The sequence below is a fragment of the Bifidobacterium dolichotidis genome (assembly GCF_003951975.1).
Classification (GTDB): Bacteria; Actinomycetota; Actinomycetes; order Actinomycetales; family Bifidobacteriaceae; genus Bifidobacterium; species Bifidobacterium dolichotidis.
The window spans coordinates 960,315-987,249 of the sequence record NZ_QXGM01000001.1 but is presented as its reverse complement, the minus strand read 5'-3'; the positions used below and the strand labels follow the sequence as shown (position 1 = coordinate 987,249).

Genomic DNA, 26,935 nt, shown 5'->3' with positions numbered 1-26,935 from the left:
AACCGCTGTAATTCCAATGGGTAAGACCTTACTGGGGGTGCCGATTTGCAAATTCTTCACAACAGTCTTACCGTGAAAAACGTGGCCAACGATGGCCTGATTTAAGAAAACTAAACGAACTAAATGATTCAGCGTTGAATCGTGACATAGGGAAGCAAAATGACTCATAACATTTTTATGACATTCCTTGCTGATAAGCTCGCGCCATTCGGCGAGAAGGTCGCAAAGCAGCGACATTTGAAGGCTTTGCGAGAAGGCGTGCTTATGGCAATGCCACTCGTGCTCATTGGTTCTATCTTCACTCTGATTGGTAGTTTCCCAATTGAAGCCTGGACCAAGTGGATGCAAGAGCACGGTCATCTTGATACCACGCTCAACACTTTGGCTAACAATTCGTTCGGTCTGATTGCATTGGTGACTTGCTTCGGCATTGCATACCGACTGGCCGAGTCCTATGACACCGATGGTCCATCCTCTGGTGTGCTCGCATTGGGTGCATTCCTGCTCGTGACGCCACCAATTCAGAACAAGGACGGCGCTTTCGGCATTCCTTATGGCATGCTCGGCGGCAAGGGCCTGTTCACGGCAATTGTTGTGGCCTTCATTTCTGCAGAAATCTATCGCCAGTTCATTCAGCACAAGTTCACGATCAAGATGCCAAAGAGCGTGCCAGACGTTGTGGGCCGTTCGTTCGCAGCGCTGGTTCCAGGCACTGTTATTTTGGTGCTGTTCGCAGTAATCTCTCGTATTCTCGAGGCTACGGGCATCGGCAGCCTGAACAACCTGCTTGCTCTGATCGTTGGTACGCCACTGGGCTTCATTGGTGCAACGCTTGGCGGTACGTTCGTCGCTGTGTTGCTGAACTCCGTGTTCTGGTTCTGCGGCGTGAACGGTGGCCAGGTCGTTGGCTCCGTGATGAACCCAATCTGGCTGCAGCAGGCTGATGAGAACCGTCTTGCTCTGCAAGCTGGTCAGGCTCTGCCAAACATTATTACGGCACCATTCATGGATTTGTTCGTTTACATGGGTGGCGGCGGCGCCACGATTGGTCTGGCAATCTGCTTGATGTTCTTCTCGAAGAGTAAGGAATACAAGGTCCTCGGTAAGGTCTCGGGTATTCCAGCACTGTTCAACATCAACACGGCAATTCTGTTCAGCTTCCCAACCGTGCTGAACCCAATTATGATCATCCCATTCATCTGCACGCCTCTGATCAACGCACTGCTGACGTACCTGTCGATGGCTTGGGGCCTGGTCCCACTGACGACTGGTGTGGCACTGCCTTGGACGACGCCACCAATTCTCGGCGGCTTCCTCGCTTGCGGCGGTAGCTGGCAGGCAGCAATTCTGCAGACTATTTTGGTGATTATCTCGTTCGCCATTTACTACCCATTCTTCCGCGCAGCTGATCGTGCTCACCTCAAGATTGAGCAGGGCCTCGTGGGTGCTTCCGAAGGTAACGACCAGGTCGATGCAGAGCTGGAAGCTATTGAAGAAAGCGTTGAGACCCCAGCTGTTGAGTCGAAGCAGGATGCAGCCACTGCAACCGCAACGAGCGTTGTAACGGACGCTGCAACCAAGACTGCAGCAGAGACTTCCACAGTTAAGCATGAAGAACGCGAACAGACGACGAAGCCTGCAAACGCTCATTCAGACAAGAAAGGAAACTAAGCAATGATGCAGCTCAATATTGAAGTGAGCGAGCCAGTCAAAGCAACGGCAGAGGCCGAGTTCCTCCGTCTGTTCCGCGCAATGTTTGGCGAAGCACCAAGCAACGCAACAGTCACATTGTCAAGCGATGGTATTGCACCAGGTCCATCGGTGCATGATGCAATTGCTATTACGCTGGATCACGGCAATCTGACGATTCATGGCAACACGAATGTGGCACTGATCATTGGCATCTACCGCTTCTTCTATGAGTTCGGCGCACGTTACCCACAGCCAGGCGAAAATCGCGAGATCATCCCTTCGCACGGTATTGATGAGTTCATCAATGGCACGCTCAAGGTTGAAGAAACTGCTTCGCAGGTTCACCGCGGTGTGTGCATCGAGGGTGCCGATAGCATCGAGAACATTCTCGACTTCATCACCTGGATGCCAAAGGTGGGCTTCAACGCCTTCTTCGTGCAGTTCGAGAACCCATATCCATTCTTGAAGCGTTGGTACGAGCACGAGTTCAACCCATATGCAGAAGTGGAGGAGTTCGACACTGATATTGCTCAGCGTATGAGCGATGAAGTGGACCGCTGCATGGCAGAGCGCGGCATTATTCAGCACCGCGTGGGCCACGGTTGGACGGGCGAGGTGCTCGGCTACTCGTCGAAGTACGGCTGGGAAAAGGGCATTAAGCTGCCTAAGGATAAGGAACCACTCGTCGCAGAAATCAAGGGTAAGCGCGAGCTCATTGATGGTGCTCCAATCCTAACGAGCCTCGACTTCGCTAACCCAGAGGTTATTCCTCAGATGGTGGAGCTCGTCGTTGACTACGCCAAGAAGCGCCCAGACGTTGACTACCTGCATGTGTGGCTGTCTGATGCAGACAACAACATCTGCGAATGCGATGAGTGCAAGAAGGAACTCGTCTCTGATCAGTACGTTCGTTTCCTGAACGATCTGGATGAGCGTCTGACCGAAGAAGGTCTCGATACGCGCATCTGCTTCCTGCTCTACCACGAGCTGCTGTTCGCTCCAGAGCACGAAGTCATTAAGCACCCAGATCGCTTCACGATGATGTTCGCTCCAATTACGCGTACGTTCGAGAAGAGCTACGCCGACGTGGATTACGAGCATGGCGTTCCTGAACCAGAGCCATACGTGCGTAACGATTACACGATGCCAAACTCGCTCGAAGAGAACTTGGCTTATCTGTTCGCATGGCAGAAGACGTTCAAGGGCGATAGCTTCGTTTACGACTACCCACTGGGCCGCGCTCACTATGGTGACTTTGGTTACATGAAGATCGCTCATACGATTGCACGCGATATCCAGTACTTGGATCGTCTGGGTCTCAACGGTTACGTCTCGTGCCAGGAGCTGCGCGTTGGTACGCCAACGTTCTTCCCGAATTACGTTATGGGCCGCATGCTCTGGGATTCGAAGCTTGACTACGATGCATTGGTCGAGGAATACTTCGAGACGCTGTTCGGTGCCGACTGGAAGCAGGTCGTTGACTACTTGAGCCAGATGTCGACGCTGTCGTCGTGTGATTACTTCAACGCCATTGGCGAGCGTCTGGATCCAGACATGGCTCGCCGCTACGACGAAATTGTTGCTATGGCTGACGAATTCCTGCCAGTTATTGAGCAGCACATCGCTGATAGCACGGGCGTTGTGAAGTCGTACTGGCTCGGCCTGAGCCACCACCGTCAGTATGTGATGAAGCTTGCTGCAGCATTGCACGAAATTGCTGTTGGCAACGAGGAGAAGGCCCAGCACCTGTGGCACGACTTCCTCGACTTCATCCGTCGCAATGAGCCACTGACGCAACCAAACCTCGATGTCTACCGCGTCATCGAAGTTGCAAAGAACTACGCTGGCTTCAAGCTCTGATCAGCTTGATGAAGTGTTGATCACCATGATCAAATGGCTGATCAACTGATCACTGTTTTGATCCGTATAGTCGAACTCTGACCAACCCCCATGGCCGAGCTTTGACCCACGGTTAAGTTCTGGTCACCCCCATGATTGGAACAGCCAGCTATTAGAGCTTCTTGACAGGAAGATGAAGAAAGCCCATCACTCACGAAGAGTGATGGGCTTTCTCCATTCACATTAAACACACTACATTTCTATCAACAAACACAGTGAGGAGTTCATTTATGCATCTGTCTTCAACTTCATTGTGAAGACGATGATTATCTTACTGAGCATCAAACTATTGATGCAAGGGTAGTGGTGTAGAAGTTTTGTGGGTTAGGCAAGCCACTGTACCTTAGTCGTTATTCAGTATGTTGCTTATCAAAAATCGCTGATGCAAATAGTTGACTCGTCGATATGAAGAAATGATTTATTGCTGCAGAAAGACGACTCGTTGACATGAAGAGACGATTTGTTGCTACACAGAGACGACTCGTTGATCTGAAGAGGTAGCACTCAAAGAGAACTTCGGTCGCTGTTATCACATTTTCCCGTATATATTTGTGCGACCGCAGGGAAGCTTATGCCTTCGGATTTTAGTTTTCTTGATGCAAATAAGTAGCTATAAAACGTTGCAATTCCAATGACCGCAAGTGGCAATAAAGCGGAGCAGTATGCGCTTTAGCGGGGTTGCGGTCACTCAAACTTGACGATTGCAAAAGCTGTATCTTGATGGCACCCAGCTAGTAGGAAGTTCGTATTCCTCATAGTTGGGATTTGAGAACAATTCTAAAAAATCTCTATTCAAGGAGGTAGCCATCATGGAAGCCAACGAATCAAGCGCAGATAATAATGCGTATGATCCTGAAGAAATACGATCAATGTTCATTAGACCACCAATCGATAATGACCGCGAGTTTAACGATTTGGCATTCAATGAATCTATTTTTAAGGAGATCCCTCTTCCGCATAAGATGATTCATCTTCTCAAAGATATCTATGGAATCGGTTGGGAGGATGGCTGGCTCGATCAGTCTCATGATCAATTACCAGAGTCCATAGCTAAACGTTTCTACGACGTTGTTGCAGCATTCGAGAATTCTGAAGTAGTTTGTCAGGCAGAAGTTCTTCTTGGTCTACTGAATATGTTCCCGATTTTGCTACAAGTTTTTGCAGATCGACTGTTTGTTGAATTACCATCCGATTTACAGTATCGGAGAGTATTGCGGCATTTAGAGCATGCGGGAGGCAAGCTTAATCACCTCGATGAGCTGCGAACGGACATCATGCGTGTGAGGCGGGATATACGACGCAAGTCAAGAATACGTATAGTATTTCGCACTCGTCGACCGCCAAGTCAAGCAAAGTAGGTGCTTGCCAAATTCGCCGCTCATATAGCAGTAGCTCATCAATAAAGTAGCCCATCGCTCAATACAGCGATGGGCTACTTTATGTATCAATAACCTACACATTATTCCCAACGATTGGAGAAAGGCATAATGCTTACGTATCCACCCACTACAGCGGAAACGATTCATAGCCTACTAACTGTGAAGTCACTGATGCAATAGTTTTGCTGTGATGATTCTGTAATTATGTTGCGGTCAGTCGAACTCTGGATCGTATGAGTGTGCGTTCTTATAGCACATTATTAACAGCGATATTTGTTTGACCGCAGCGGATGAATCATGTCCACGGAACCGACAACTAGTCCCATGATTCAGATGCAAAGTGTCTCGATTCAGGTGAGTAGCACCCTAATTATGAGCGAGATGTGTTCTGCTTCTTGTGGGTAACACTCTACTTATATACAGGAAGCGTTCTGATTCGGTCTAGTAGTACTTGAGTCTTAGTTGCAAAGTGTCCTGATTCATGTGAGTATCCTCTTTATTTTTCTATGCAAAGTGTTCTGATCTTACGCCCTTTCTTTTCGCGAAGAGCCCTGAATCGTTGCAATTCCAATGATCGCAAGTTGTTTTGCTGTGCATTAAAGACTGTTGTAATGCGGTTGCGGTCACTCAAACTTGGCCTTCAAAAATTTCGTATCGTTATTGCACACATTCGGTAAGGGACTTGCAACTTCCACTGATGCGGGCTGCGAATACCTTCCGAGATAACAAAAACATAGAAAGGTAAAGATCATGGCTATGAAAATCGCAACAGATGATAATGCAGAGATCATCAAGAGTGCAGAAGATACGAAGAAGACTACCAGTGCAAGGAGCACAAAAGGTACAAAAGCTACGAAAAGTACCAAGAGTGCAGCAGCCGTGAAGAGGGCAACAAGCACGAGAAGTACCAAGAGTGCAGAAGGTACGAAGAAGGCAACAAGCACGAGAAGTACCAAGAGTGCAGAAGGTACGAAGAAGGCAACAAGCACGGGGAGTGCCAAGAGTGCAGAAGGTACGAAGAAGGCAACAAGCACGGGGAGTGCCAAGAGTACAGACAGTACAAAGAGCACCAAGCGCACTGCAAAGCGCACCACAAAGCGTACCGCGACTCGCAAAAAGGCAACGACGCCAAAACCACAACCTAGCTCTGACCGTAAGTTCGCTGATCTGGTTCTTGACGAGAGCATTTATGATGAGCTTCCTCTTGCACATAAGGTAGCCCATCTACTCAAAGACAGTTATGGAGTTGGATGGGTTGATGGTTATATGGACCAGGTTCAGCGTGAAATACCAAAATCTATAACGGAGCGCTACAGCGATGCACTTGCAGCGTTCGAGAATGCGCGCACGGTTGCACAGGCTGAAATCATCCTCGGTTTTATGAATCTGCTTCCTGTTTTAGTGCGTACTTTTGCAAATCGACTATTTATGGAATTGCCAGTTGAACCGCAGTATCAGGATGAATTGCACAGTGTGGAAAGTATCGCATCAAAGCTTGAGCGCAACAACGATGGGGAACACATTCGCAGCGTTATGGAAACAGTGCGCTATCTACCACAGGTTCGTGAATAACCTCACTGCCTTCAGTCACATGAAATACGTATTGAGACCGTCACACAGGAGAAAGGAGTAGCACAGATTACTACTTGGATTGCATTGGATTGGGGAAAGGAGTATGCAAACTACTTCAACAATTGAATCGGATGAGAGAAAGGAGCAATGCGAATTGCAGCAAGGTATCTGATTAAACCAGAGAAAGGAGAAATGCAAATGAGAACAAGGTATCGAGTCAGACCAGAGAAAGGAAATATCAAATATAACGATTGAATGAATTACTGTAACTCCAAGTAGCTCCTTATGAATTGGTATGTTGTGGATAAAAAATAACTCGCTTATGTGCGGATATAACACATAAGCGAGTTATTGTTATGAGCTCTTGCCAAGCTAACAAAGCTGATTAGCTATTGAGTTATTCAGTTATTCAAGCTCACTTCTTACGTGGCACGTAAATAACCGTGTCGATGAGCTTCTTGTAGTGGTTGACGATCTGTGCACGACGCGTCTTCAGCGAAGCCGTGATCATGCCGTTCTCGGTCGTCCACTCATCAGGCAGAATCTCAAACTTACGGATCGACTCTGCACGAGAGACGCCTTCGTTTGCGCGCTTAATAATGCGCTCAACTTCAGTACGAATAATTGGGTTCTTCGACAGCTCTTCGAGCGAATTTGCAGGAGTTGCGCCGTGGGATTCAAGCCATGCGTTAGCATCGGCAAGATCCAGCGTGACCAGTGCTGCTACGAACGGTTTGCGATCACCAATAATCAGCGCCTGAGAAACGACCGGAGAAGTCATCACTGTTGTTTCAAGAACGGAAGGGGAGACGTTCTTGCCACCTGCAGTAATAATCAAGTCCTTCTTACGGCCGGTGATCGAGATGAAGCCCTCGTCGTCGATGTCACCCAAGTCACCCGTGTGAATCCAACCGTCGCGGATCTGCTGAGCCGTGATCTCTGGCTGGTTGTGATAACCGAGGCACACGCAGTCGCCCTTGAAGCACAGCTCGCCGTCGTCAGCGACGCCAACCGTCGTGCCACACAGAGGCTGACCAATCGTGCCAATGTGGTTGTTTTCTGGCAGGGAGACGGAAACAGGACCGGAAGTCTCAGTCATGCCGTAACCCTCGAGCACAGGCATGCCAATACCGTTGAAGAAATTGGACAGGCGAGCGTCCATAGGAGCGCCACCCGTAATAGCGAAGTCAGCGTTAGGGCCGAAGATCGTGCGGATCTTCTTGTAAATGACCTGCTCGTAGAACGAGTGCTTCATGCGCAGCGACATCGAAGGCTTCTTACCAGCCTGCTCAAGTGCTGACCATTCAATAGCGCACTCAGCGGCGGCGGCAAACATCTTGCCAGCAACGCCAGTACCAGCGCGCTGAGAAGCAGCGTTGTACACCTTCTCGTACACACGTGGCACAGCGAGCAGCAGCGTAGGGCCGAACGACTCGAAGTCCTTGACAATCGTCTTCATATTGCTGCTCAGGCCCAGCGTCAGCGTACCTGCGAAGCCAACAATAGCCATGAAGCGTGCGAACACGTGGCTCATTGGCAGGAACAGCAGCAGACGGCGATCTGGAATGTTAATGGCGCGAGGCATGTACTGCAGAGCGTCCTTGCACTCAGCGGCCATATTGCGGTGCGAAATCTCAACACCCTTTGGCGTACCCGTGGAACCAGACGTGTAAATAATCGTGGCCAGGTGATCGCCGTGGCAAGCGTTCTTGCGCTCCCAGAACTCGCTCTCATCAACGTTCTCACCGAACGCGATGATGGCGTCAATAGCGCCACCAGAAATCGTGAATTCACCACGAAGCGATGGAATATCCTCGTTCACCGTTTCGATCTTGGCGGCCTGATCGTCATCTTCAGCGAAGGCCAGCACAACTTCGGAATCGTTGAACACAGTGCGAATCTGCGAAGGGGAGTTCGTCTCATACACAGGAACGGTCACGCAGCCAATTGCCATAATGGCCAAATCGAGTGCAACCCACTGCCAGCTCGTATGCGCGATAATTGCGATCGACTCACCTGGACGAGCACCCCAGCCAATCAGGCCGCGTGCAATCGACTTAATGAGATCGCGGAATTCGGTTGCCGAATAGGACTGCCAAGCGCCGTTCTCGTCCTTATAGCAAACCATGTCGGAATCAGGAAGACGCTTAACGCGATCTTCGACAAAATCGTAGAGGTTGATATCTGCGTCAACTGGCTCCCTAACAGGCGTGGTGTAGCGCTTCACAATGCCATCAGCGGCGTCTGGAGTCAGCATAACTTCTGCAGAATTTTCGTATGCATCTACCGAAGGATCTGCAGACGAAATCGTGGTCATTTCATCATTTGCCATACTGTATGGAATACTCGAAACTCCCTACAAAATCCAGCGTTTTCGCGAAGAAGAATCTTTACATTTCGCCCCCAACTTTTGCTGCGTGGGGCTTAAAACCTACGATTGCGTAGGTCTTACCTTACGTTTCCGTAGGTTCGGCTCGGAGTGTCCACTAAGTGACCATTTACGCCCGTCACTGAAACATAGTCGCGAACGTTGTTGCCGAATGCAAGACTTATGCCATAAAATGACGCTAGGTTCGTCTAACCCCTTGAGTTCAAGAACTTGGCTTGAGTTCAGGCTTCAGAATCAATGTTTGAATGATTTCTGAGAGAATTCCAGTAAGGTTCTCCTGCTTCGCGCATGGGATTGGATGCTATAAGGAGGAGCACATGATGACGCGTGACCGTTGCATTTGCGGCGCCTCGCTAAAAGGCCTTGATGTTGAGGGTTCGTCGCGCTTCGGGTTCATTCCTGCCTCATCGCTTGCTCACTACAATTACGACATTCCTTTTAGTACTGGTGTAACGCTGCTTGGAGCGCGCGTATTTGAGCGCTGCCCAAATTGTGGCGCATTAATTGAATGCGAGTATCCAACGTTGGAGGGGCAGACTCGCGTTGATGATCCGCTGATTACGTATGGGCCAGGCACGGTATATGAGGAATGCGATATTTCTTCGGTGCCAACAACGTACCGCTCATTTAGGGCATTAATTACGTCTGGTGTTACGGGCGGCCTGATGTATTCAGGCGTGTTTAAAGAGCGTCTTGCTGAGCTTTATAAAACGACAATTCTTGATTTGCCTGGTTGGAAGGTTGTACGAGACACGATTCTTGACCCGGCATATCTGACGCTTGATGAATGGTGGAGTGCAGCAATTGGCCGCAACTTCATTGTGTTATATGAGAACACCAAGGTGTTGCGCCTTGTGGCTGCTTGGCATCGCGTTGAGGGTACGCAGCCTCGGAATGAGCGCATTGAAAAGTTGCAGCGTATGCGTACCGATGAGCTGTCGGATGATGCAACCGATACCGATGAGGTTAGTGAGTTTAAGTCGCAGCTGATTTTGCCGGATGCTAAGAAGCATTTGCTGCGCATTGGTAACGAAGCACGTGAACGTCTGATTGATAATTCGGTTACCGTTGGTCGCCACTTGTTTGACCTGCGCTTGTGGGCTTCGCAAAACGTGGTTGCCGAAGGCAATGCGCTGTTTTCAGCCAATGCTGTACACGACGCGAATGAAACGCGCTACGGCATTTGGCATGCCGAAGTTGATACGCCTTCCTCAGATGGTGAGGGCAATAGCGTTGATATGTTGTTCCGCCACAATCATGTGGTGCGCGTGACATGCTCGTGCGAGCAGGGTAGTAACGGTGAGATTTGCCCGCATATGGTTGCTACTGCTTTGGAAATTGCAAGGCATTTGCAGATCAGTGTGCGACTGCCTGATGCAACTTCTTCGCGTTCAGTTGGCATTATGTCGGCAACTGATGAAGTGGATAGCGAACGCTACCAGCACTATGCCGATGTCATTGCGATGCTGCGCCAAGTGCAACCAACGGAGCCTCGCTACGAATGGTTGACGAGCTTTATTCAACCATTGAAAGAACCAGCAGAGCCATTACATCGTGTTGAATTTGCGCCTGTTGATTCCATTGGCATGCAGCGCATTGGGTATTCGGTGTACTCCGAAACGGTGCTGTCGTTCGTAGAAGCATTGCTGCATAACAACAATGACGAGCAGTATCAGAAGGTATTGCATCGTTACGGTCTTGATAAAGATGTGCCGATCGATATTTTGAATGCGGACAACCTTGATGACACGTTGATTGTGGCATTGCTGACGATGCTCGTACATAAGGAACGTCGTCATGAAGGCGTTATTGCAGAGGCTCTCGAAGACGGCTCGATCGTACGCTTGCTTGAGCGACTCAAAGACGTGGATGATTCGCGTGGTACCAGAGAAGTCAAACAAGAACGACGTCGTCATCTGGTCGAAAGCCCAATCGGTCCGCGCGGCCTCGATGCACCAAGCTGCAAACTCGAGGATTAAGTACGGCGTGAGTTGCGGGGGCTCTCGAACTCGAGTCTTTCGCAACTTAAGTCACCAGAACTTGAGTACTTGAGCCTTGAGAGACCCATAACCTGAGGTACCCGGGACTTGAGAGACCCATAACCTGAGGTACTCGGGACTCAAGCTACTCAAAACCTGAGTTAGTCGAGACTCAAGCTACTCAAAACCTGAGTTACTCGAAATCTGCTTCCTCCATGACCCCCCGAAAGATGTGGGGAAGTGGCTTAGTTCCTACGGAAATCTGATGACTAATTTCGGGAACTGTTGTGCCGTGCGCTAGACGCGTGTCGCATAGGTGTGCGTTTTCTTATGATGAAAGTATGACACAGAACACCTCGACAGTCTCATTCCGCTTGCTGGAACGCGACGATTATCCTGCACTTATTGAGCTCGTGCGCCAAGCTTGGTTCTCCGATGTGGAAGACGACAAGCTTGCTGAAGAGTTAGCTGAGCTCGACTTCGAACACTGCCTTTCGCGCGCCACGCTTGCTCAGGTGGCTGTGCGCAATGGTATTCCTGTTGGTCTGATTTTGGGTCGTGTGGACTCGAAGGAGACTCGTTCGATTATCAACACGCACCACACGAACGTTGTGCGCTTGACAATGAACGTGCTGCAGACTGCTGAGGGTCGTAAGGAAATGCGCAAGCTGCGCCACATGCTGAGCGAGCAGATGAAGCTCATGCGTCAGGCAAAGCAGCAGGGTCGCGCATACGACGCTGAAGTGGTTATGTTCATCGTGGATCCAACGCTGCGCGGTTACGGCATTGGTAAGACGCTGTTCGATTGGCTGCTGGGCGAGTTCGACGCTTCTGGCGTGAAGAACTACTTCCTGTGGACTGATACGACTTGCGACTATGGTTTCTATGAGCACCGCGGCCTGAATCTGGCTGGCGGGCAGGAGCCACTGCCACAGTCCCCATCGGAGAACATGTCGCTCGATGATCACCTTCGCGTGCTCATGTACGACAACGAAACCGATTTCGCAAACGAAGGTGTGAACCCTCTCGGTCGCGACTGAGGTAGTAAGCGCGAGATGGCAATAGTCATCAAGCTGAAATGAGGCTTAGAGCGAGTTAGCAATTTTTTACTCGCACCATAAAGGCCGCGGGTGGGCAGAATAACTGCTCTTCCCGCGGCCTTCCATTTATATTTCCGGGTCCATTGATTTAGGACCTGTTGTCTAGAACTTTCTACCTAGGGTCTTTCACTCAGGATCTGTTATTTAGAACCTTCAACTTGTTCCTTTGATTTACTTAGCCCACTGGCGTTCGAGCCAGGTCTTGAGTGCGACAGCGTTGTTGTGCTCGGTATCCTTGGCACCGAAGAGCAATGTGACGTTACCGGTCTTGAGGTGATCGGCAATTTCTTGTGCAAAGGCCTGAGCATCGTCGCGCTCATCGAGTTCATTCCAGAAGCGTTCCTCGAACTCTGGGAACTTTTCAGGATCATGACCGAACCACTTGCGCAGATCGCTTGATGGGGCAACCTGTTCCTTATCCCATTCATCAAGATCGGCACGATCTTTAGAGATGCCGCGTGGCCACAGGCGATCGATCAGAACGCGGAATCCATCATCCGGTTCTTCCTGTTCGTAAATGCGCTTAATACGCAGCTCGTGTGCTGTTGCTTCTGCCATCGTGCATGCTCCTGTCATACGTATTACCAATACGTAATCTCGATGCACGCTTGCAATGCGTACCCTCGATACGTGTCGTGTATACGTATCTTCAATGTATGTTCTCACCGGTTACCCGGAACTCGTTCAATGGCTTCATTGTGCATCGTTTCTCTTTGGATATGCAGAACGTTCGCGAAGGGAACAGCAAAAAGGTCACACACTCGTGAAATAGGGAACAGCACAAAAGTTGCATACTCGGGAGAATAGGGAATAACAAAAAGGTCGCACACTTGGGAAAATGTGCGACCTCAAAAGTCTTGATGAGCTTGAGTATTTGTTCTCAGTGCTGTTCAGATAGTGCAGTCAACGGGGATTTGCGTATTGACTGCAGCCAGGGTCTCGTAGCTCTTGTGTGCTGGACGAGCGTAGAACATTGCGCGAAGGCCTGGCTCACGCTTCTGGAATCCGAGCGAAGTGTAGACCTTCTGACCGGCTGGTGTGGCGTTGAGACGAACAGCTTCGCAACCAAGTGGTCCGGTTGCATCGTCGATAAGCCTCTGCATAACCTGGCGGGCAAGTCCCTGTCCGCGATACTCAGGCAGCGTCAGCACATTAAACACTTCGCCAACGTGGCCGGTTGGGAATTCTGGACGTGGTGGCTTACGCTCGATCAGCAGCCATGCTGTCGAAGCAATTGCGCCAGTCTCGGTCTCAGCGATGTAAATGTACAGATCCTTAGTGAGGTGTTCCTCCATATAACGAGGAATAGCCTGCTGCATAAGGTTGCGCTGATCTTCAGTTAATGAACCATGTTCCGCATCCATGTATGCCATACGCAGTGCGGTGAGCTGCTCGATATCAGCGGGGGTTGCGAGCCTGATTTGCATGTAGCCTCCTAGGAGAAGTTAGAGAAGTGAGCATACTCGCGTTGTTCTTAGTGCGAGTGGTTCATGTCCACAGTTCAACCGATGAACAATAACAGATGTTCCGGCGACACGCGAAGAAATCGTGATTTCTTGTTTTCGTGTTTGGCTGCTGTAAGAATTCGCACAAATTCCTAGTATTTTCAGGCTTCGTTAGCTATGTTGAAGCTATGCATATGACTGAGGATGAATTCGCGAATACTGTTCACGAGGCTCTTGAACTCGTTCCCGATAAGTTCCGTAAAGCCATGCAGAATATTGCCATCACGGTTGCTGATGAGCCAAGTCCTCAACAATTGGCCGAATCGAACTGCACACCGCGAGGCGAATTATTGGGCTTATACCAAGGCATTCCACTACCAGAACGTACAACGGGATACGCGGGTGTGATGCCTGACGTTATTACGATTTTTAAGGGTCCACACGAGCGTGTGTGCCGCACTCATGATCAAATGGTGCATCAAATCGAAATCACTGTGTTGCACGAGCTTGGTCACTACTTTGGCTTCGACGACGAATACCTGCATTCGCATGGATATTAGAGCACGTCGAGTCGCCTACGTGTAGCTAAAGCTGGCTCGTCCGGAATACGAGAAATAAATTAAAGAACCTGAGCGCCGAACGGCCACAAAGCGAGCTTGGCCATCTTAAATGACTGAATACCGAACGGGATTCCAATAATCGTGATGCAGTTCAGGAAGCCGGCAGCAATGTAGCCGAAAGCCAGCCAAATACCAAGGAAAACAACCCAAATGATGTTGGCGATCGTGGACGCAGCGCCGCCACCGTAGATCACCGTCGAGCCGAATGGGGTGAGTGTGAGACTGGCCATTTTGAAGGCCTGGATGCCGAGCGGGATACCGATGATCGTGATGCAGAGGGCAAGGCCGATGATGGCCCATGCCAAGGCGAGTACAAAGCCGCCAAGAATAAGCCAAAGAATGTTGCCTAAAAGTCTCATAATGCTGAGTATAGAGCGGTTTTGGCGGGTTGGGAATGTCGCGTTCCTATGATGGCATAAATCGAGTGAACCCTCGAAACCCACGGAGGAACCCCCGATGAGTGAAATCAAGAGAGCAACAATACGCGAGGCAGTGCGAGAAGCGGTGCGCGAAGAAGTGCTGGGAGCAGTGCACGGAACAGTGCACAGAACAGTGTTGAGCGAGGAGAAGCTGCGAGAGATGCTGCAGGATCCGAGCGCGGTGGAGACGCTGCCGCCATTCGCGCGAAGGCTCCGCAAGGCCGCGGCGGACGTCTGGCAAGAGGGCTACGAGCAGCCGTTCGTGCAAGAGCTCGGCGCGGGAACGCTGACGTCGGATCGATTCGCGTTCTACTTGATCCAAGACAACCTGTATCTCAACGATTACGCGAAAGTGCACGCGCTCGCGGTGACGAAAACCGACGACGTGGATGTTATGCGATTCATGGCGCAAGTGCAGATGAATATTTTCGCGGTAGAGCAGGATCATCACGATGAGACGCTGCGACGCTTTGGCATGGATCCGGTCGCGGCGGCGAAGGTGGGGCAGTCGGCGTTCGCGAGGGCGTATACGTCGAATATCATGCAGATCGCATATGAGAAGGATTTGATCGACATTCTCGTGGCCGTGCTGCCATGCGCGTGGGTGTACGCCGATTATGGCAAGAGGCTCAAGAAGGATTTCGCGGAGGAGCTGGGTGCGAACCCGTATGCGGACTGGATCGACATGTACGCGGCGCAGTCGTTCTGGGAAGGTGGCATATGGCTGCTCGAGCATATTGAGCAGATGGTGCAAGGTCTGCCAGAGTCGAAGCTGGCCGAGCTTGAGGCGATTTTTGTGCGTGGTGTGCAGAACGAGTATTTGTTCTGGGCTACGGCTTATGACAAGCAAATGGGATGGAAGCCGGGGTGGCGGTGAGTAATTGAGTAAACAAAAAGTCTGCAGATTCCTTGTATGTATCTTGTATGTATCCCCGGATCTGCAGACTTTTGTTATAAAGCGCCTTGTTTGGCGTAAGTATTACTCGCGGACGAGCTCGATGTGCTTAATGTCGGTGCGAGAAGACTTACGGAACAGCACGAAGCGGTTGCCGATAACCTGAACGATCTCAGCACCAATCTGGCCTGCGAGCTTCTCCGCGCACTCAGCAGCATCGTAGCCAGCGCCATCCATCACCTGGCACTTGATGAGCTCGCGCTTGTTAATCGTCTCAGCAGCCTGCTTGACGACATTGTCGGTGATGTCGTTCTTACCGATCTGCACGAGTGGGTTCTCGTGGTGAGCGAGGGCGCGCAGCTGCTTGATTTGCTTCTTAGTTAATGCCATTCCTAATCAATCCTTAACGATCGTAAAGCTATCGCTTTAGTGCTTAAAGTCTTCGAATGCTTCTTTGTAGTGATGCCTAATGGTGCTTAATGCTTGGGGCTAAGCATGAATTAAGCGTTGTTAAGCGTTGAAGTCCAAACAAGCTGATTGTAGCCGTCGGGCAGGCCATCGATTTTAGATGACTCGGGCATAGTGAAATTACAGGCAAAAAGCATTGTGTGCGTGAAGGCATGTTTGCACGTATATGGCGATACAACATGCGCTAAAATCCATGAATTTTGCACGGGTCTCGGAAAATCAGCACACTGCTATGAGGTTGTGCGTTCGATTCAGTGTGATTCAACGGAACTGGAATGTTGATATTCTGCCTTTTGCGGTGACTGGTAGCGCACGGCAAACGAATATTGCGCCGTAACAGTGTGAATCGAAAAACACTGTTACGGATGGGATTGTAGTAGCAGTGAAGATCGTGATTATAAAACCGCAGAACTCTTAATCTTAGGTGATTCTGGAACACACGCTTACGGAAATTAAACACCGTAACAGTGTGCCAATTTTTGGAGACTAGATCAGTTTGAGCATGTTAGGGAAGCAAATTGACGTGAATTTGATGAGCAGATGGGGAAGTGGATCTGCTAGGAGCTATCGATGGCGGGCTGATATCAGCAATTGCTCATGGTTTGGAATAGAACGCGACACGGGATCTATTTGAAAGTTGCTGTGGAGACCGTTTAATGTCGAACCATGTATAGGCAAGAAGTTCAACGTAGACGCAACCAGACATACAACGATGTACAAGCTAGGTTGCCAAAGTCAGCATCGCGAGCAGTGATCTCGCATGTGACAGCAATGAAGCTATATGGGGCTGATGCACCAGAGTCACTGAAACTATCCAACGAGAAAATACATGTGACAGTGCCGCTTGAGAAACAGAAGTTCTCTCATATGGGTGATGTTGTGTATCACTCTTGGTCCCATGAAATGTGGGCGGTAGATTATGAGGGGCTCAATGTCATGGCACCGGAGCCATTGGTGGCTCAAATGGCTCGGTTTATGCATGTAGGAGAGTTGGTAGAACTGGCGAGCGTGCTGTGTTGTCGCGATAAAAAGTTTCGAGTTACTAGTGTTGAGCAGATTCGCCAGTATGCATTGCGAACGCACAAGTTTCATGGCCGTCGCACATTGCTGGAAGCGTTGAAATGCATGCCGGATAATACTGATTCACCGCAAGAGGCAGCGGTGATGTTCTGGCTGGTCTCAGAGGGGAATCTACCAAAGCCGGAAGTGAATCATAAGGTCACTGATACACAAGGAACGATGTATATCGATTTGGCGTATGTCAAGGAACGCTTGGCAATTGAGTATCAAGGTGAACATCATTTCCGCGGAAAGTATCCGCGTTTGGATGTTGAACGGTATAAGCGCTTGCAAGCCTTGGGCTGGGAAGTCGTGTATGTGACTGCTGATGATTTGCGCAGTAGTAAGGCAATCTCACAACTGATTGCTCGAATCCAAATATTGTTACAGCAGCGGAGTTCTATTGCATATCTGTTAGGTCAAGAAGTTGCATGTTGAACAGCCGAACGATCTTAGAAGATAAATCTTTTTAGAAGAGTACGGTGCCTACGAAATCTTCCAGCGACTTGATATTGGAGTCTAAATCGGTGGGCGCGTTTGCCTGAATGAGTACTTCCTTTAAACATTGTCTATGTTCTGCGAATGCATTGGCATGAATCGTAAAACCAAGATGACGGAAGTACGTGATCATGAATGTGGCGATTGCACACGTATTGCCTTCGTCGAAAGGATGTACGCGCCAGATGTTGCTCATAAATACGCAGAGCTGGTGTGCGACTGCACGTTTATCTTCGTGGAAGTATGAAAATTGGCGTTCCTTCTCTTGACGGAATAATGAACTTAAGGACGGTTCGATGAGAGGAGAAGGAACGAAGTTGGTGGATGGTTCTGCTTCTCCACTACGTGGTTGTTCTGGAGCTAAAAGGTCTTCTTGACGCCAATGACCGAGCTGGTCGTGAGGCAAAACATCTTGGAATAGTAACTGATGAATAACTGCAAGTACCTTCGGGGCAAATGCGAAGGTAGGGGTTTGTAGGAATTCACTAATACGCAAAGCAACTAGATCTGCTCGACGGTGTGCGGATTCATATGGATGATTAGCGTGATATTCCGCGATGCGCTGTTGCGCTTGAGCGTAATCGATATGGCCTGCAATATTTTGTTGTGCAATTTCACGTGCATATTGAGAAGGGGAGAGACCTTCAACTTGCTGCAATTCGAAGCTGATAGTCCAACCGAAAGAACGACTTGCCGTGTCACCGTTGCCGTTAATAACTTCGTAAGTACTCGCAAATAGCAAGTTTGTCGTTCCTCTCAATGGTTTGCACCCGAAGAGCTCTATTCATTGAGCTTGTAAGCATGAAATATAGCAATGGGTACCGCTCTGGTAGAGCAGTACCCATTAAATCTTTACTGGTTCAGGAAGCTAGTAAGTATTGACTGCGAGAACCTTATATTGATCAGAAGTCGAAGTCGTGGCCAGAGACACCAACGCGCTTGTTGATGCACAGGTTCGAAACTTCGTGCATTTCTTCTGGCGTGAGCTCGAAGTCGAAGACATCGATGTTCTGTGCGATGTGAGAAGCGGACGTCGACTTTGGCAGAGGGATGACGCCGCGCTGCATGTGCCAACGAACGATGACCTGAGAAGAAGACTTGCCGTACTTCATGCCAATGTCGATGAGCTTCTGGTTGCTCAGCAGCTTCGTGTTGAGACCACCCAGTGGGCTCCAAGCTTCGACAGCGATACCCTGCTCGTGCGTGTAATCTACGAGCTCCTGGTTAGGGAACTGTGGGGAAGACTCGATCTGGTTAACAACTGGCTTGATCGAAGAGTGCTTGAGTAGCTCCTCGAGCTGATCCATCTCGAAGTTGCAGACACCGATTGCCTTAACGCGGCCCTCGGAGTACAGCTCCTGCATTTCGTCCCATGCCTGCTGCCAACCGTCAGCTGGCCAGTGAATCAGGTACATGTCAACGTAGTCGAATTCCATCGTCTTCAGGCTACGCTCGAAAGCTTCCTTCGTCTTGCCTGCACGAATGTCATCGTTCCAAAGTTTCGTGGTAACGAACACATCAGAACGATCAAGGCCACTGTTACGAATACCGTCAGCAACATCGTGCTCGTTACCGTAAATCATTGCCGTATCGATGTGGCGATAGCCGCAATCGAGAGCAGTCTTTACAGCTTCAACGGTGGTGCCACCTTGCTTAGTCTGGAAAACGCCAAATCCAATTTCTGGAATCTGAACATCATTGTTAAGCGTGACTACGTGTTCTTCGAATGCCACGGGTTCCTCATTTCTATATACCGTGGGCGCCTTGTGCGCTCGTTGGTTCTTATACACATCGTAAAGGAGCCAGCTGGGCCCTGTGAGAGGTTGTGCTGAGAAATAACTGGGAAAAAATCTGTACAATATTCGGTTTATTCGTCATATTCACAGCGTTCTCGTAAAAAACGCACACTGATATTGAGCGAAAACAACGTAACCGTGTTTCTAAATCGCTGAGAAACCGCAGAGTTCCACTGCTATTTATTGTCAGAAACACACGGCAACAAAAAGAAGCTTCGTAACCGTGTGAACACTTACACACTGCTACAAAGCTTCTCTGCGTAAGCGTGTGATGAGCATACTCAGGAAGCGCAGTAATACAACGAAGTTGAGATTACGAAATTCACGCTTACTGGTTTCAAAAGCATTAGCAGTGTGCTAATTTTTGGAGACCTCTCTGCACAGGACTCTTACTTGCTCACCAGTAATGATGAAAGTACAAGCAATTACAGTGCAAAACCTCGGCACAGCCACAAGGCCACACAAATAACAACAACACCACCAAGTAGCACCCAGTCACGAACACGCATACGCATTACACGCCAATGCGTGCGCTGCAGGCCTTCTTCAAAGCATCGAGCATCAAGCGCAAGACTCAGCGTATCCGCATGGCGCAAAGCCGCCGCAAAGACTGACATAATGATTGACAACAGCGCTCGCAAGCGTGCCAAGAGATTGCCAGACTCAACAGCGCCACCTCGGCAAGCCTGTGCAGTCCTTACAGCAATGGTTTCTCGAGCCAGCGTTGGCAGAAAGCGCAGTGCAAGAGACATAACCAAAGCGACTTCTTGAACATGCCAACCTAACCGGGCGAATGGTCTCATTAATGATTCGAATGCGTCAGTCATAGCAACTGGGGTAGTAGTTTCCAGCAGTACTGCGCCGAGCACAACCACGATCGTAAATCGCAGCGCATAAAGCACACCAAGCTTGACGCCTTCATCCGATATAACGAGCGGACCCCAGTGCAACAAGACTGTACCTGAATGCACAACGAGTACATTGAGCAATGCCACAAAAATGAACATGGCAACAAACCAGCGAATAGCATGCCACAGCCGAGCAGGCGTAATACGAGCTGCTGCAACAAGCCCCAGCGCAGCAACAAGACCAATACCAAGTTGAACCCAATTGGTCATCGTGAATGCTGTGCACATCAGTACAAGCAAGCCCAACATCTTGGATCGAGCATCAAGTGAAGCTACCCAGGAATACTTCGCATTCGTACTGGATGGCGCACCACCAACGTTTTCGCTCGGTGGCGTTGGAATACCGATGGAATCCCATGGAATACCAACCAGTTCGAGCTGCTTATGAAGATTATCCTCAAGCCAGCCAAGCACCAGTGCGTGATCAGTTGCCTGCTTTGCAAGCGCAACATTATGCGTAATCAGCAGAATGGTTATGCCTTGTGCCTGCAGCTCGCGAAGCACTCGCACAATAATGGCCGATGCCTGATCATCAAGTCCAGCAGTTGGCTCATCCAGAACGAGCACACTCGGCTTGCATGCCAGCACGCCAGCAATGGCAGCAAGACGCTGCTGACCTCCTGAAAGCTCGAAAGGAGAGCGCTGAGCCAGATGCTCAATACCTAATAGCTGCAGCGTTTCCGATACCTGAGCCTTAATCTGGTTTTCGTCTAAGCCCTGATTGCGCGGGCCAAAGGCAACATCCTCAAAAACAGTTTGCGCAAAAAGCTGCTGCTCAGGATGCTGCATCACAAAGCCAACCTTACGATGCAATTCCCTGAGCTTCTTTGTATTAGCGCGTTTCGATGGTTTCTTCGTATGAGAATCTGTAGCAATCGGTAATCCGGCAACAGTAATAGATCCAGATGTAGGTGTCACCAGTCCGCTCAGCAGCTTGGCAAATGTTGTTTTACCAGATCCATTTTCGCCAACAATTGCAGTGCTGGTACCTGCATCAATATCAAGATTGATTGCTTGTAACGGTGTTCTCTCAGCACCAGGGTAGCGGAACGAAACGTTCTTCATACTTATAATCGGCTGATCAGTATCTGTTTCGTTTTGCCCTACTTCAGCTGCGGCATCATCTTTGTGCACATGTGTGGTTTCAACAATGCCGCCACAAATCAGATGATATTCATGATGTTCTTTCAGCTGAGATTCTTCTGCTGCTACTCCTTCTGCTTCTTGGACTTCTTCTGAGCAGACCTTTGCCGCTAATTCGTGAGCAGCAGTCGATGCATCTGGAGCAGTAACGTTTTGCTGTTCATCAGAAATAACGTGACCATGTTCGAGTCGAACAATACGCGTTGCTGAAGCAAGGTCCTCCGGCAGATGCGTCACGATCACCAATGTGGTACCGCGAGCCTGCAACCAATTCAGTGTCGTAAGTACGTCAGCGCGCGAATCGGGATCCAGCATGGCTGTTGGCTCATCGAGCACAAGCACCTTCGAATCCATAGCCAACATGTCGGCAATACTGATGCGTTGCTGCTGACCGCCACTCATAAGCGTTGGATCATTATGACGCGAAGAGGCCATGCGCACAATCTTGAGCGACTTATCAATGCGATGACCGATTTCTCCGGTAGGAACAGCTAAATTCTCTGGACCAAATGCGACTTCGTCTTCAACAACAGTCGTAACGAGCTGATCTTCAGGATTCTGGAACACAGCGCCAATACTGCGACGTGCAGCACGATACGCATCAGGATTTACTCCAGATTCGTCGTCGCAAACGACCTGCCCCATAAGTGTTACCGAGCCATCATCAGGTGCAACAAGACCAGCAAGAACACGAGACAGCGTTGACTTACCAGAACCGTTTGGGCCAACAATGCAAATACGTTCGCCCTGATGAATAGTCAATGAAATATCATCGAGTGCCCAAGACTTGCCTTCGTCATAGGTAAACCGCACATGCTGCAACTGCGCAATCACAGAGCCTGCCACCGTAGTGCCCGTCATCGTGGCTCCCGTAGCCCCTGCGTCACCAGCAACCACGGCACCAGCACCCGCGCTGCCCGCCGTCACAGCAGAATCATTACTCACCATGTTCACCGTATTCATCAGCCAACAAGCTTAGAGATGGGCTTATAAATGAGGAACGTGACCACATCGTGGATTGCTAATTTAATTAAATTAAATGGCAATAAAATTGGCACAATCATTGCAGCAACTTGCATCATCGTCATATGCGCATATAGCGGCGTAATAAATAAATTGCAAACGATAGCAGCAATAAGCGCGCACACCGATCCAATAATCAGACCAGCCACAGCACGACCACGCGTTTTATGATTACGATACACGAGCGCTGCAGGCACAGACAGTGCCAACGCGCAAATCATTGCCATCAAAGCACCAAGTGGATTCGAAAACACATGAGGCAAGAATCCGATCACACTGACAATTGCGGCTGCAGAAGGACCAAACGCAAAACCAGAAACCAAGCACACAATGCCCGAAGGATCATATTTAAGCCATGGAGCAGCAGGCATTAACGGAATCTCAATAAAGCTGACAGCCATTGCCAGTGCTGAGAATAAAGCATAAATTGCAATGCGCTTCGACGACCATCGTCCCGTATCGCCAACACCCGTAGAGTGTGCATTATCCGGACGCGGCAAGTTAGCCGAACTTCCCGCAGTTTTCGTGCGTTTTTTCTGCACACCTGAAGTATGCGTAGATCGACCCATGTGGGTTCTCCGTTTCTTCCATCCGGACTGTAACCGTTGGCTTCGGAATTTCACCGAATCAGCCGCAAAAGCGGGTCGCGGGCTGTGCACAGCTCAATTATTTGTCATGTCACGTTTCGCTATCACGTCACGTTTTGCCGTGTCATGATGCTTCATAATTGGCTGCCATTCACCGCCAGTAAGGAATTGCACCTTCCCTGAAACACGTTGATTCACTCACTGTTCGTTCGCGAACCATATAAAGATGTTTGTTAATTTATTTGCCATTATATTTTGCCGAAGTAGTTTCCACCCCTCGGGCAAATTCAGGTTTACCTATATCTGTCGAGTAACAACAAATTAATTCCATAAAAAATCCACAACTTGGACGCATTCAGGGGTGTTGATATTGCAAACGTTTGCTACACTAGAACCCAGCGATTCCTGTGAATGCGGGGGTATTGCTGGTATGCGAGTGGTGCATACGTAAGCATTCCGCTTTTTCAGCAGGTTTTGGCTAGCCATACAAAACACTTGATGTGTTGAGCTACTGAGTATCGGCGCCGATATTTCAGTAGTTTCAACCGTCTCCATGTCCTCTCAAGAAAGGGTCCATCATGATTGAAACCGCGCAGGCGTTCGGTGTCGATATTGGCGGTTCGGGTATTAAGGCCGCTCCAGTCAACCTAGAAAAGGGTGAATTCGCCGAGCCTCGCCTCAAGATTGCGACCCCAGAGAATTCGACTCCTCAGGCCGTGGGTGAGATCGTCCGTCAGCAGCTCGAGCACTTCGAGGTTCCAGCTGATGTCCCTGTTGGTGTTGCTTTCCCAGCTCCAATCAAGCCAGGTGAGAAGCTCGACTTCATGGCCAACCTCGATCAGTCTTGGGTCGGCGTTGATGTCACCGAAGTGATTTCCGAAGCTTGCGGCCGTCCTGTGACCGTCGTCAACGATGCTGACGCAGCAGGTCTCGCTGAGCAGCAGTTCGGTGCCGCTAAGGGTCAGGAAGGCCTCGTCATCGCTACGACGCTTGGCACCGGCATCGGTACCGCTTTGATTTACGACGGCGTGCTCATTCCAAACACTGAGCTCGGCCACATTCAGCTCCTCAAGGGCAAGGGCGACGCTGAGAAGTACGCAGCATCCTCGGTCCGCGAGCAGCTCGACATGGGCTACAAGAAGTGGGCCAAGCGCCTGACGAAGTACTACAGCCTCATGGAGCTCTACTTCAGCCCGAAGCTGTTCGTTGTCGGTGGTGGCGTGAGCCGCGTTTCGGAGAAGTTCCTGCCGTACATCGACATCAAGACGCCAATCGTCGCCGCCAACCTCCGCAACGAGGCCGGCATCATCGGCGCCGCTTACTATGCCTCGGTTCAGCAGAACAAGGCTGAGTAAGTTCGCATACTAACTTCCGCGAGCCCGCTCGTCACGAAATCAAGTTTCTTTATTTTGATTTCTGTGGCTGGCGGGCTTTCGCATTACTGGCGACATGACGAAACGATGCTGTGTGGTATGCCGCGCATTACAGTAGAGTCGTGCGTTTTTCATCTCGTGTTAATACCAGTGAACCAAATCCAATTGCAGTTGCTGAAGCTCAGGCAAAGAGCCAAGGTATTGCTCTTACCAAGCTGAACGATTCCAATCCAACAGCACACGGTCTGGCTCCTGCATGCCTGAATACGTTGTATCGCGCAGAACCACGCGGTCAGGCAGAAGTACGAGAGGCTCTTACAGCATTCCTCAATGCTCGTGATTTCGGTACGACTGACAACGCTGTCCAAGAAGAAGTAACTGAGACGGGCTCGGAGTCTACAAACGACGGCGCATCTGAAAACATTCGCAAGCACCGTGCCGATCGACTCTATGTTATGAGTTCCACTTCGCAAGCGTATTCATGGCTGATGAAGCTGCTGTGCAATGCAGGTGATGCTGTGCTGGCACCAAAACCTGGTTACCCGCTTATTGAATCGATTGCCGATCTTGAGTGTGCACATACAATTACGTATCAGCTTGCTTTCGATGGATCTTGGACTGTTGATGTTCCAGCGATGCGCCGTGCAATTGAAGAATTCAATACGGAGCACGCATCTGAGGGAACTGATGAAAAGCCGGCTCCACGCGTTCAGATCATTGTGGTCATTAACCCAAACAACCCAACGGGTTCGTACATTAAGCCAGATGAACGTCAGGCCATTATTAAGCTTGCTCAAGAATTCGAATGCGCCATCATCGCTGATGAAGTGTTCTATGGCTACGATCTTGAACCATTTGACGGTAACCGTCGTTTCGCTGGTGAGCCACAAGTGCTGACGTTTGCATTGGATGGCTTCTCCAAGATGCTTGCTGCACCACATGCCAAGGTCGGTTGGATCGAAGTCAGCGGACCAGATGACGATGTGCATGAGGCTATGCGTCGACTTGATGTGATTGCAGATGACTTCTTGCCAATGAGTCAGCTAATTGCTCAGGCTATGCCAGCGCTTATTGAGCAAATCCCATCGCAAACCGCTAAGGTCCGTGAACGTACACAGTCGAATCTTGCTAAGCTGTATCAGATGCTCGAGGCAGATGATCTTGGTGTAACTGAGGTGCTGCGTGCTGAAGGCGGTTGGAATGTGCTGTTGCGTATGCCAAGCGTTATTGATGAGAATGAGTTGGTGTTGCAGCTCATTAACGGTCAGCAAACAACTGGCCAGCCTGGTTATTTCTTCGATATGACGTCGAATGGTTATCTTGCCGTATCGCTGTTGCCAGAACCAGAACAGTTCGAACGTAACATCACCACCGTGCTCAACGGCGTTCGCGCAGCACTACTAGGAGAGTGACCAACTCAAAGTGGCTGAGCAAAAGTGACCAACTAAAGATCGGTCAATGACTTATACAAATGCTCCGTGGCTTGCGAGATGGTATCTACCATCAGCAAACCACGGAGCATTGTTATACGCCAAAATATATGAGCCAGATGTATTAGCTAGTTGGAATCATGCACAAACAGGGGAGCTGCACTTTCAGGAAAGGAATGCATCCCTGTTATCAGTAGGGGAGGCCTGTTTCGAATTAGGTGAGCTTACCTGGAATAAGGTAACTCAGCTCAAACCGTGCATGACTTTGGCATACTTGCTGCGAATCACATCGGAGTAGTGTTCGCAAGCAGTTGCTGGATCACCATCGAAGACGATGCGCTGATCGTCAAGCACCAATACTCGGTCAATCAGATAATCAGCATTGCGCACCAAATCAATATCGTGCGTTGCAAAGATCACGGGCTTACCGCAATGGAATAGTGCCTGAGCCACATGAGCAGAACTGATCTCATCGAGGCCGCGAGTAGGCTCATCGGCTACAAGCACAGCAGGATTCATTGCGCAAGCATATGCCAGCGTTAACATGTGCAGCTGCTCAGCATCGAGTGCTGCCACGCGCATGCGTGCCAAATGTGTTAAATCAAACAGTGAAAACACTTGCTGAATCGTTGCCAGCATCTCAGTGGTTGGCACATGCAGACGCTTCAGCTCATGCTCAAGAGCATCCTGAATAGAATCTGCATGCTCAAACGAAGCTGGAACTTGCTCAGCACGAACGAGTGGCAGAATCTGCGCAATCTCATTGCGCTGACGCTTCGACGAGGTGGTCCACTTCTTGTCCTGTGCAGTAACTTGCACAGAGCCTTCGGTTGGTTGCATCTTGCCGGCAATAAGATCGAGTAGCGTTGACTTGCCAGCACCATTCAGTCCAATCAATGCTGTGTGACGTGCTGCTGGTTCAAACGTTACCGTCGTTGGCTGCAGACCAACATTGCCATTTGGGAAGCGCAATGCAGCCTGATCAAGATGAATCGTAACGTCCGTAACGCTATTGCGTTCGCGGCGGTGCAACATTGAAGAGAACATACTCATGCGCACCATTCTATGCACGAACCGTTCCCGTTTAACAGTTTCGAGTTTTGCTGAAAACAGTTTGACACAAGAAAACCACACATCAGCATCAATAAGAGAGGACTCGAGGTATCAATACGTAAGTTTCTGAAGTATCAACATATGAGGCTCCAAAGTATCAATACATAAGGTCCAAAGCATCAATACGTAAGGTTCTGAAGCATTACCA

The 26,935-nt window shown here is 49.7% G+C and carries 20 protein-coding genes, 1 pseudogene and 1 riboswitch; of the genes and pseudogenes, 11 read left to right on the top strand and 10 right to left on the bottom strand.

From position 1 onward, the window contains the following. Positions 1-159: 159 nt before the first annotated feature. The 4 genes from D2E26_RS03845 (at position 160) to D2E26_RS03830 (ending at position 6,542) form a co-directional block, all read left to right on the top strand. Positions 160-1,671 (top strand): PTS sugar transporter subunit IIC, encoded by a 1,512-nt coding sequence (locus D2E26_RS03845; RefSeq protein WP_241218845.1) that lies wholly within the window; start codon positions 160-162, stop codon positions 1,669-1,671. Between the two features lie 3 nt (positions 1,672-1,674). Beyond that, positions 1,675-3,552: a DUF4838 domain-containing protein gene (locus D2E26_RS03840; RefSeq protein ID WP_125963316.1), complete on the top strand. Its 1,878-nt coding sequence runs from the start codon at positions 1,675-1,677 to the stop codon at positions 3,550-3,552. 848 nt (positions 3,553-4,400) lie between these two features. Continuing rightward, entirely contained in the window at positions 4,401-4,949 is a 549-nt protein-coding gene (locus D2E26_RS03835; RefSeq protein WP_125963315.1) for a hypothetical protein, read from the top strand. A gap of 777 nt (positions 4,950-5,726) precedes the next feature. Continuing rightward, entirely contained in the window at positions 5,727-6,542 is an 816-nt protein-coding gene (locus D2E26_RS03830) for a hypothetical protein (protein ID WP_164515850.1), read from the top strand. A 415-nt stretch (positions 6,543-6,957) separates the two neighbouring features. Here the strand turns inward: D2E26_RS03830 and D2E26_RS03825 are convergent, their stop codons facing one another. Continuing rightward, positions 6,958-8,799: an AMP-dependent synthetase/ligase gene (locus D2E26_RS03825; protein WP_164515865.1), complete on the bottom strand. Its 1,842-nt coding sequence runs from the start codon at positions 8,797-8,799 to the stop codon at positions 6,958-6,960. Positions 8,800-9,248: 449 nt separating this feature from the next. Here D2E26_RS03825 and D2E26_RS03820 point away from each other — a divergent pair, with 449 nt between their 5' ends. Together D2E26_RS03820 and D2E26_RS03815 are read left to right on the top strand one after the other, a co-directional pair. Continuing rightward, the gene (locus D2E26_RS03820; protein WP_125963312.1) at positions 9,249-10,910 is read left to right on the top strand and encodes a DUF6508 domain-containing protein; all 1,662 of its coding nucleotides are present in this window, start codon (positions 9,249-9,251) and stop codon (positions 10,908-10,910) included. 341 nt (positions 10,911-11,251) lie between these two features. Further along, the gene (locus D2E26_RS03815) at positions 11,252-11,950 is read left to right on the top strand and encodes a GNAT family N-acetyltransferase (protein WP_125963311.1); all 699 of its coding nucleotides are present in this window, start codon (positions 11,252-11,254) and stop codon (positions 11,948-11,950) included. 231 nt (positions 11,951-12,181) lie between these two features. Here the strand turns inward: D2E26_RS03815 and D2E26_RS03810 are convergent, their stop codons facing one another. Next, positions 12,182-12,568, bottom strand: coding sequence for a DUF488 domain-containing protein (locus D2E26_RS03810; RefSeq protein ID WP_125963310.1), 387 nt, complete (start codon positions 12,566-12,568; stop codon positions 12,182-12,184). 332 nt (positions 12,569-12,900) lie between these two features. Continuing rightward, positions 12,901-13,437 (bottom strand): GNAT family N-acetyltransferase, encoded by a 537-nt coding sequence (locus D2E26_RS03805; RefSeq protein WP_125963309.1) that lies wholly within the window; start codon positions 13,435-13,437, stop codon positions 12,901-12,903. A gap of 206 nt (positions 13,438-13,643) precedes the next feature. Here D2E26_RS03805 and D2E26_RS03800 point away from each other — a divergent pair, with 206 nt between their 5' ends. After that, a complete protein-coding gene (locus tag D2E26_RS03800) occupies positions 13,644-14,015 on the top strand; it encodes a metallopeptidase family protein (RefSeq protein ID WP_125963308.1) in 372 nt (123 codons plus the stop codon). A gap of 59 nt (positions 14,016-14,074) precedes the next feature. Here D2E26_RS03800 and D2E26_RS03795 read toward each other — a convergent pair whose 3' ends face one another. After that, entirely contained in the window at positions 14,075-14,434 is a 360-nt protein-coding gene (locus D2E26_RS03795) for a YccF domain-containing protein (RefSeq protein ID WP_125963307.1), read from the bottom strand. A 220-nt stretch (positions 14,435-14,654) separates the two neighbouring features. On the opposite strand from D2E26_RS03795, the gene tenA reads away from it, so the two are divergent. Continuing rightward, positions 14,655-15,371, top strand: coding sequence for a thiaminase II (gene tenA, locus D2E26_RS03790; RefSeq protein WP_125963418.1), 717 nt, complete (start codon positions 14,655-14,657; stop codon positions 15,369-15,371). 102 nt (positions 15,372-15,473) lie between these two features. Here the strand turns inward: tenA and yhbY are convergent, their stop codons facing one another. Then, positions 15,474-15,779 (bottom strand): ribosome assembly RNA-binding protein YhbY, encoded by a 306-nt coding sequence (gene yhbY, locus D2E26_RS03785; protein WP_125963306.1) that lies wholly within the window; start codon positions 15,777-15,779, stop codon positions 15,474-15,476. An 840-nt stretch (positions 15,780-16,619) separates the two neighbouring features. Between yhbY and D2E26_RS03780 the strand changes: the two genes are divergently transcribed. Further along, positions 16,620-17,354, top strand: coding sequence for a hypothetical protein (locus D2E26_RS03780; protein ID WP_125963305.1), 735 nt, complete (start codon positions 16,620-16,622; stop codon positions 17,352-17,354). A 31-nt stretch (positions 17,355-17,385) separates the two neighbouring features. Here the strand turns inward: D2E26_RS03780 and D2E26_RS03775 are convergent, their stop codons facing one another. The 4 genes from D2E26_RS03775 to D2E26_RS03760 form a co-directional block, all read right to left on the bottom strand. Beyond that, the gene (locus D2E26_RS03775) at positions 17,386-18,156 is read right to left on the bottom strand and encodes a Fic family protein (RefSeq protein ID WP_164515849.1); all 771 of its coding nucleotides are present in this window, start codon (positions 18,154-18,156) and stop codon (positions 17,386-17,388) included. Between the two features lie 160 nt (positions 18,157-18,316). Then, positions 18,317-19,147, bottom strand: a complete 831-nt coding sequence (locus D2E26_RS03770; protein WP_125963303.1) for an aldo/keto reductase — start codon at positions 19,145-19,147, stop codon at positions 18,317-18,319. A gap of 488 nt (positions 19,148-19,635) precedes the next feature. After that, positions 19,636-22,122, bottom strand: a complete 2,487-nt coding sequence (locus D2E26_RS03765) for an energy-coupling factor transporter ATPase (protein ID WP_125963417.1) — start codon at positions 22,120-22,122, stop codon at positions 19,636-19,638. A gap of 101 nt (positions 22,123-22,223) precedes the next feature. Continuing rightward, on the bottom strand, positions 22,224-22,853 hold the full coding sequence (locus D2E26_RS03760) for an ECF transporter S component (protein WP_125963302.1): 630 nt from the start codon (positions 22,851-22,853) through the stop codon (positions 22,224-22,226). A gap of 6 nt (positions 22,854-22,859) precedes the next feature. Beyond that, a riboswitch (FMN riboswitch) is annotated at positions 22,860-23,062 on the bottom strand. Between the two features lie 387 nt (positions 23,063-23,449). Here D2E26_RS03760 and ppgK point away from each other — a divergent pair. Beyond that, positions 23,450-24,226 carry a polyphosphate--glucose phosphotransferase gene (gene ppgK, locus D2E26_RS03755; RefSeq protein ID WP_125963301.1) on the top strand — a complete coding sequence of 259 codons (777 nt, stop codon included), beginning with the start codon at positions 23,450-23,452 and terminating at the stop codon, positions 24,224-24,226. Between the two features lie 140 nt (positions 24,227-24,366). Continuing rightward, complete coding sequence (locus D2E26_RS03750; RefSeq protein WP_125963300.1) at positions 24,367-25,656, top strand: pyridoxal phosphate-dependent aminotransferase; 1,290 nt, start codon at positions 24,367-24,369, stop codon at positions 25,654-25,656. Positions 25,657-25,917: 261 nt separating this feature from the next. Here the strand turns inward: D2E26_RS03750 and D2E26_RS03745 are convergent. Continuing rightward, positions 25,918-26,577, bottom strand: a pseudogene (locus D2E26_RS03745) (ATP-binding cassette domain-containing protein); the annotation flags it as partial. Between the last annotated feature and the right edge of the window lie 358 nt (positions 26,578-26,935).

Bases quoted from the DNA above. Each gene is read 5' to 3' on its own strand.
- D2E26_RS03845 (WP_241218845.1), top strand. From the start codon at position 160: ATGACTCATAACATTTTTATGACATTCCTTGCTGATAAGCTCGCGCCA.
- D2E26_RS03840 (WP_125963316.1), top strand. From the start codon at position 1,675: ATGATGCAGCTCAATATTGAAGTGAGCGAGCCAGTCAAAGCAACGGCA.
- D2E26_RS03835 (WP_125963315.1), top strand. From the start codon at position 4,401: ATGGAAGCCAACGAATCAAGCGCAGATAATAATGCGTATGATCCTGAA.
- D2E26_RS03830 (WP_164515850.1), top strand. From the start codon at position 5,727: ATGAAAATCGCAACAGATGATAATGCAGAGATCATCAAGAGTGCAGAA.
- D2E26_RS03825 (WP_164515865.1), bottom strand. From the start codon at position 8,799: ATGCTGACTCCAGACGCCGCTGATGGCATTGTGAAGCGCTACACCACG.
- D2E26_RS03820 (WP_125963312.1), top strand. From the start codon at position 9,249: ATGATGACGCGTGACCGTTGCATTTGCGGCGCCTCGCTAAAAGGCCTT.
- D2E26_RS03815 (WP_125963311.1), top strand. From the start codon at position 11,252: ATGACACAGAACACCTCGACAGTCTCATTCCGCTTGCTGGAACGCGAC.
- D2E26_RS03810 (WP_125963310.1), bottom strand. From the start codon at position 12,568: ATGGCAGAAGCAACAGCACACGAGCTGCGTATTAAGCGCATTTACGAA.
- D2E26_RS03805 (WP_125963309.1), bottom strand. From the start codon at position 13,437: ATGCAAATCAGGCTCGCAACCCCCGCTGATATCGAGCAGCTCACCGCA.
- D2E26_RS03800 (WP_125963308.1), top strand. From the start codon at position 13,644: ATGCATATGACTGAGGATGAATTCGCGAATACTGTTCACGAGGCTCTT.
- D2E26_RS03795 (WP_125963307.1), bottom strand. From the start codon at position 14,434: ATGAGACTTTTAGGCAACATTCTTTGGCTTATTCTTGGCGGCTTTGTA.
- tenA (WP_125963418.1), top strand. From the start codon at position 14,655: ATGCTGCAGGATCCGAGCGCGGTGGAGACGCTGCCGCCATTCGCGCGA.
- yhbY (WP_125963306.1), bottom strand. From the start codon at position 15,779: ATGGCATTAACTAAGAAGCAAATCAAGCAGCTGCGCGCCCTCGCTCAC.
- D2E26_RS03765 (WP_125963417.1), bottom strand. From the start codon at position 22,122: ATGACGGGCACTACGGTGGCAGGCTCTGTGATTGCGCAGTTGCAGCAT.
- D2E26_RS03760 (WP_125963302.1), bottom strand. From the start codon at position 22,853: ATGGGTCGATCTACGCATACTTCAGGTGTGCAGAAAAAACGCACGAAA.
- ppgK (WP_125963301.1), top strand. From the start codon at position 23,450: ATGATTGAAACCGCGCAGGCGTTCGGTGTCGATATTGGCGGTTCGGGT.